We start from the raw sequence: 6,599 nt of genomic DNA, 5'->3' as shown, positions 1-6,599 counted from the left end.
GTTAGTTCAACAGGCGCCTTCTCTTTCCATGTACATTATGCTCGAACTGTTCATCACTTTTTTCTTATCATGTAAATCCATCATCCCATCACTCTGTGTTGAGGCACAAAAGATACAATTATTATCCAATGTTTTAGGTACATTCCTCTGGAAATATATTTTCTATAATATACGACATTTTTCCGCTAATTTAAGGGTATTGGTATTGAATAAAGGTCCTCCCCCTAAAAAAAAGAGGTGATAACTATCGATTCTAAAAATTTAGAAATACTTTCTGACCATGAGCTCCATTGTATGTATGAAAGCTCGAGGAGTTTTTTGGAAGTTTATAATGAAAGAGAACATAGTAAGTTGAAAGACTTTTTATTGTTTTTGGAAGTTGAAATTCACAACCGAAATATTGATAAAGAATAATATTACATTTTGGAAGGGATTTTATCTATTCGAATTACTAATATCTTTATCAAACTCGTAAAGGTAGCAATTAATTCTCCTTCAAGTATCGGTCAAATCCACCATAAAAGTGAGTTGGTTTTTATCATTCTTGTTCCACTAAGGTGCGCATGTTCAATAAGAAGAACGGAATCCTTTGTGGAAGGATTCTCCCCGTTTCTTTAAGTACTCCTTTTCACAAGCTCATTATTCTCTATAATATAATTTTAAGATATAATGACAAAACCTTTTTTCCATTATTCTACAAGTAAATTCACATCATGTTTAGCATCCATTATAACGTGCTTATTAGCGATGTTATCAGAGTTATGACAATATTTATTGTCATGCAGTGAATACACATGTTAATTAGGTTGCTAATTAACTGTTAAATAACGTTATTTTATTGACTTAACAATAAATAGAAGACGACTAAAAGCATAGTGATTTAGTCGTCTAATTAGATTGCTATTTTCAATTTTCTTCCGAAAACCGAACCCCTTACTATGCGAATCAGGTGCTTTTCTTATTATTACTTTCTATTTGATTTTAATGGTCTTTAAGATCTTTGATGTTAGAGCTTTTTTTGAATTATATCTTCAAAAACAAAAGTCTTTAATATAAAAGTAACTGTTGAACTTTAATTTATTCCTCCACCGTCGCAGCTACCGATTCTTCATTTGAGAAACCATCACTAGTATCGGCGACTATTAAATCCGAGTATCCTATTTCCTCACCGTTTGGAAGTGAAACTGTTGTTGGTCTTTGGTAAAACACATTTGATAGCAATTGTTTAGCTGCTTCAGAATACCAACGATCAGCACTCGGTCTATTTCTTCCTATATTCATATCAATATGATATTTATTTTGATCACTTCGAATGTCGTATCCTGTCATTTCAGCTATTTCTTCAAGTATTTTAACGCCCGCACTATAATGTTTACCCCATTCTTCAGTTATGTCGGTCAAACGATATTGATAAATGGATGTAAGTGATGACGGGTTTAGGTTCTGAACACTCATTACGTTGAATAAATGATCCTCATCAGAGAAAGCATTTAATGTTGCAACATTAACTTTCAATTGGGTAGTTTTACTTCGCACAATGTTATAAACACTTCTGGAAAGGTTTCTAAGTAATTTCATATTTACTTTTTCAACAACAACGCTTTCACCTAATGTTTTGTAGAGTTTAGAATAGGAATTGACTACAATTAAATTGACACGTAGAGAGCGATTATTCCCTAGATCAATTAGTTTTTCCTTCGGAGGTTGTTTTGTTTCATCGATATCCCCTTGCCATTCCACTAGCCAAATGTTTGGTAATAGTGTGTTGACGTCATCAAGCATTTCAGCAATATCAGATAGAATACTTTTAATATTTTCATCCTGAACAGAATACCCCAAAATTACCAGGGGATGTTCAATAAAATAGGTCAGCATTTGCGCCGATAAATACTTTTTTTTCTGCTTAAACTTATCATAATCGTCCTGAGATAAAACAATGCTAGTAGGCTCCAGTGTTGTTCCGTGGATTTTTAATATTTCTCCGACATGAGTGTACATCGATCTTCTAATAATTTGCTGACCAACAATAACTTCATAATTAGGAAAAATCACTTCAAGCATCTCGTCGTAATTTGTTGTGATAATAGCGTGAGGATCTACATCACTTAATAAGGATAACTCTTCCATGTAGTCATGTTGTTCATCTGAAAATTTTCTAATAAATTCTTTATGAGAACGCTCAATAATAGAAACAGCTTTACATTTTATATAGATGTCCTTTTCTAAATCTCCAGAGTACACTTGCTCAGGAAATATGCCATCCTCCCTAGTCTTTGCTAACCAAGCAAATTTAAAATAATCATCAACTAAATGCTTTGCTACCTCGGGTAAATTTTCTTTCCCGTTTATTCGTGTATTCATAATGTAGTATTCAAGAGGGCTATCAATTAGTGGATTCTCATCAACAATTTGTTGTAACAGTCCCTTCCAAGAAGGTGCTTCCATGTATCTTCTAGATAAACCCGAACCCACAAATAAAATAGGACGACATTGCATTTTCTTTATACAGTCAAGTAACTCATCCATTGATTCTTCGAGATACACATTATAATAATCCATAACCTTCCTCCCTCTTCTTTTTATGTACTTAATAACCATTATACATTTTCCAATCTTTTCCGACTATCTTACCATAAGAAAAACGGCATATCGTCTTTTATTAAATACAGCGTCAGCTTCCGCCGCTATCTTTTAAGTAATAAGGGTGGTGTTCCCTTGATACGTGTGGCGTGAAGGTAGCTGCTAATTTTCTTTCTTATCTTTGAACATAACGTAAGGTATCCACAATTCAAAAATCTATAGTTTCCTAAACAAAAAACAGAAGCTAATTTACTTCGACTTCTTGGGAACTAGCCCTTGCAAGTGGACATTACGTTTCTGAAAACCGCAACTTACAAATCAAAAAATGCAAGTAAATCTCATATGGAAGACTTTTACTCAGAATTTGATCGTATTAAGCACCGCAAGTTTGACGGAATGATTATTACAGGGGCTCCTATTGAGCACTTCCAGTTTGAAAAAGTCGAATATTGGGAAGAGATCACTATTATTATGGATTGGGCGGAGGAAAATGTAACGTCTATCCTTCATATATGCTGGGGTGCTCAAGCAGCACTTTATCATCATTATGGTACGATAAATTTGCCCTTGAGGAAAAATGCTCTGGTATTTTTCACCATAGAATCTTTAATGGTCACGGAGACATTAAGCTCTTGCGAGGATTTGACGATGAGTTTATCGCTCCCCCCACTCACGACATACAAATGTCTCATCAGAGGAGATAAATGCAGCGGAAGGGTTAGAGCTGTTAGCTACTTCAAAAGAGGCAGGCCCATTTCTCATGATGTCCAAGGATGGTAAACACATTATGGCTACTGGACATTTGGAATACGATACGGAGACCCTTAAGGAAGAATATGAGCGCGATTTAGACAGAGGGTTAAGTGTAAAATTACCCGCGCATTATTTTCCAAATAATGACCCTCACGAACCTCATTGAATCGGTGGCGTTCTCACGCTCATTTATTATTTTCAAATTGGCTCAATTATTATGTGTATCAGGAGACGCCATATGAGTGGAAATGAGAGACACAGAAATTAGTGAAATGAGGAAGATACCATGGAGCGTAATCACACGATGATGCAATTTTTTGAATGGCACTTGGCAAACGACGGTGACCACTGGAATCGTCTAGTCCTGCTAGCAGGTGAATTAAAAGAGCATGGCATCGATGCTTTATGGATCCCCCCCGCAACAAAGGGTATAAGCCAGGAAGATAATGGCTACGGAATATATGATGGTTACGACTTAGGCGAGTTTGATCAAAAGGGTTCAGTCCGAACGAAATACGGAACGAAGCAAGAACTCTTAGAAGGCATTGTCGCTTGTAAAAATGTAGGAATTCAAGTTTACTCAGATGTTGTCATGAATCACAAAGCTGGTGCCGATGATACGGAGCGCTTTGAAGTGATCGAAGTAGATCCTAATGATCGATATAAAGTTGTCTCTGAGCCCTTTGAAATCGATGGATGGACAAAGTTTTCATTCCCTGCACGAAATGGCAAACACTCCTCCTTTAAATGGTCCTATCACCATTTTAACGGCACGGACTATGATGCCAACGAAGATAGAATTGGTATCTATCAAATATTAGGAGACAATAAACGCTGGAATAGTCATGTCGATAATGAATTTGGAAACTATGATTATCTCATGTTCGCTAACATTGATTACCATCATCCAGCCGTACAAGCAGAAATGCTTTATTGGGGTGAATGGTTCATTAACACAACTACATGCGATGGTTTACGGATAGATGCAATTAAACATATTAATTATAAATTCATCTCTGTGTTTGTTCACGCCATGCGTTTGAAATTTGGAAAAGATTTTTATTTTGTCGGTGAGTTTTGGAACCCCGACCTGGAAGCGTGTCAAAACTTTCTAAACTATGTAGATTACGAAATTGATTTATTTGATGTCGCTCTTCATTATCACTTTCACGAAGCTTCGCTGGTTGGTCGTAATTATGATTTAAGTAAGATTTTTGAAGACACCCTTGTTGGTACTCATCCAACGAACGCAGTGACATTTGTTGATAATCATGATTCTCAGCCTCAAGAAGCCTTGGAGTCCTGGGTGGAAGACTGGTTCAAACCTTTGGCATATGCCCTCATCCTCCTTCGTAAAGATGGTTATCCATGCGTGTTTTACGGAGACTATATTGGTATAAATGGTGAAAATCCGATCCAAGGTAAAAAAGATATGATTGATCCGATCTTAGATGCAAGATATCATTACGCATACGGTGACCAAAAAGACTATTTTGATCATGGAAATACGATTGGCTGGGTAAGAAAAGGCGTCTCGAACATACCAGGGTCAGGGTGTGCCGTAGTCATGACTAATGGTGATGATGGAAATAAACGCATGTATGTCGGAAAAAAACTCGCTGGACAAATCTGGATAGACCTAACAGGAAACCATCCCTCACGCGTAAAATTACAAAGGACGGCTTCGGTCAGTTCCGTGTGAAAAGTGCCACCGTCTCTATATACGTTAAAGAGAATGCATGAGAAGAACAAAAGCGCTAACGCGCCTTATCCACGTCCCAAGCATCGATTAGTCTCTTGGGGCGTCTTTCGCTATTTGCATCGTGCCATCACAAAAAGGACACACCACTTCCACTTGTTCTCCTTTTTCTTTATCATAAGCAAAATCATCGACAACAAAATCTGGAACATCATCGGTTTTATGGCAGTCAACACATTTAAACATGATCGTCTCTATTTCTTCCTTTATTCCAAAAGTATCTTCTTTGTCATCTAACCATCTTAGTGGATCTTCTTTATCCCGCCCGTCGTGGCATCCATCTCCCTCCTCCTCTTTATTTCTGTTTTATAAATTCTCATATCTTCCATATAGTGATAAAGATAACCATAGTCTGCGATTCATATCATCGTAAGCTCCATTTCTCTCTGACAATGAGAACACTGATAAGGATCACGTTCAAACTCTTCGATCATCCGTTGCCGATAGGTTTTCTTTTTCTTAGACGTTTCTAACAATTAAGAAATCTTTCTTACCCTTACAAGTATATAGCTTTAAAATTTCATTCACTTGTTTATGAAACCGACGACTATATAGACCAAAACGCCCCACTACTCGAAAATGTTTTGGTGGGATGTGCTGAAGAAGTTCAAAAATAAATTTATAAACGGGCCATACCACATCTTTTCGATGTCCTGTACGATGATCTTCATACCAAAACCTAACGGTTTGTCCGTCATAAGATGTTATTCGATATTCAGCAATAGCTGGTCTCGCTAAGTAACGCCCAATATACTTGGCAGCTCCTTTAGCATTTTTCATTTTTGTCTCTGCATTCACATAGAAACCATGCGGATACCTTTGATACAACTCATTAATGAGCTGGTCAGCCCTGTCGTTTTGAGGAAACCACTTCTTCAGGAGATCAAGCACAAGCTTCTGCCAAGACTTTCTTAAGTAATTATAAGATATGTACTCACTAGGAACCCACTCTTTGTGACGATCTAGAGCTCCCTCTGTCACCAGAACATGAATATGAGGGTTAAATTTGAGATCACGACCAAATGTATGAATTACCGTGATCACGCTTACTTCCATCCGACGCTTTTTACTTTTGTGATAGAAGTAATACTTAAACACCTCCGCCACTTCTTTACTCAATTCATTCAATTTATAACGATCCTGAAAAAAGACATCTCTTAATTCTTTAGGAATCGTAAACACCATATGGCGATGTGGAACATCGAAGATCATCTCTTCTTGTTTATCCGACCATTCATCCGCCGCACTTCATAGCTTTATCAACCGTTTCATAAATATCGTTTCGATAATCCTTAGGAAAACGATTATCGTGCATTACCCAAAAGCCAGCAAAATGATCCCATAAAATTTTCTTAATCACACCGCCATTTTTGCCCACTTACGACACCTCCAACTACCACTATCTTAACCAAAACTTATCCACAACTCAAAAATCTATAGTTTTCTAAACGACAAAAAAAGCAAATCGTTTTTCACGATTTGCCTGATAATAGAAATAAAATTATAA

Annotated in this window: 5 protein-coding genes and 2 pseudogenes; 3 read left to right on the top strand and 4 right to left on the bottom strand. The window is 36.8% G+C overall.

The genetic code is table 11. The features are described from left to right. Positions 1 to 1,077 precede the first annotated feature (1,077 nt). Positions 1,078 to 2,559, bottom strand: coding sequence for an SIR2 family protein (locus ACHABW_RS02935; protein WP_435753968.1), 1,482 nt, complete (start codon positions 2,557 to 2,559; stop codon positions 1,078 to 1,080). Between the two features lie 303 nt (positions 2,560 to 2,862). Here ACHABW_RS02935 and ACHABW_RS02930 point away from each other — a divergent pair, with 303 nt between their 5' ends. The 3 genes and pseudogenes from ACHABW_RS02930 to ACHABW_RS02920 all read left to right on the top strand — a co-directional run bounded on the left by ACHABW_RS02930 (position 2,863) and on the right by ACHABW_RS02920 (position 5,076). Next, positions 2,863 to 3,360, top strand: a complete 498-nt coding sequence (locus ACHABW_RS02930) for a homoserine O-acetyltransferase/O-succinyltransferase family protein (protein ID WP_435753976.1) — start codon at positions 2,863 to 2,865, stop codon at positions 3,358 to 3,360. After that, a pseudogene (locus ACHABW_RS02925) lies at positions 3,281 to 3,585 on the top strand (homoserine O-acetyltransferase/O-succinyltransferase family protein). Before ACHABW_RS02930 ends, ACHABW_RS02925 begins: the two are co-directional and overlap by 80 nt. Before the next feature lie 34 nt (positions 3,586 to 3,619). Next, positions 3,620 to 5,076 (top strand): annotated as a pseudogene (locus ACHABW_RS02920) (alpha-amylase). A gap of 46 nt (positions 5,077 to 5,122) precedes the next feature. On the opposite strand, the gene ACHABW_RS02915 reads toward ACHABW_RS02920, so the two are convergent. The 3 genes from ACHABW_RS02915 to ACHABW_RS02905 form a co-directional block, all read right to left on the bottom strand. Continuing rightward, the gene (locus ACHABW_RS02915) at positions 5,123 to 5,278 is read right to left on the bottom strand and encodes a hypothetical protein (RefSeq protein ID WP_435753967.1); all 156 of its coding nucleotides are present in this window, start codon (positions 5,276 to 5,278) and stop codon (positions 5,123 to 5,125) included. 273 nt (positions 5,279 to 5,551) lie between these two features. After that, positions 5,552 to 6,304: an IS91 family transposase gene (locus ACHABW_RS02910; RefSeq protein WP_435753966.1), complete on the bottom strand. Its 753-nt coding sequence runs from the start codon at positions 6,302 to 6,304 to the stop codon at positions 5,552 to 5,554. A gap of 22 nt (positions 6,305 to 6,326) precedes the next feature. Further along, positions 6,327 to 6,470, bottom strand: a complete 144-nt coding sequence (locus ACHABW_RS02905) for a hypothetical protein (protein ID WP_435753965.1) — start codon at positions 6,468 to 6,470, stop codon at positions 6,327 to 6,329. Between the last annotated feature and the right edge of the window lie 129 nt (positions 6,471 to 6,599).

It is taken from the genome of Salipaludibacillus sp. CF4.18, from assembly GCF_051262595.1.
In the GTDB taxonomy this organism is placed as follows: Bacteria; Bacillota; Bacilli; order Bacillales; family Salisediminibacteriaceae; genus Salipaludibacillus; species Salipaludibacillus neizhouensis.
The sequence above is the reverse complement of the archived record's forward strand: the minus strand, read 5'-3'. Positions and strand labels throughout refer to the sequence as shown.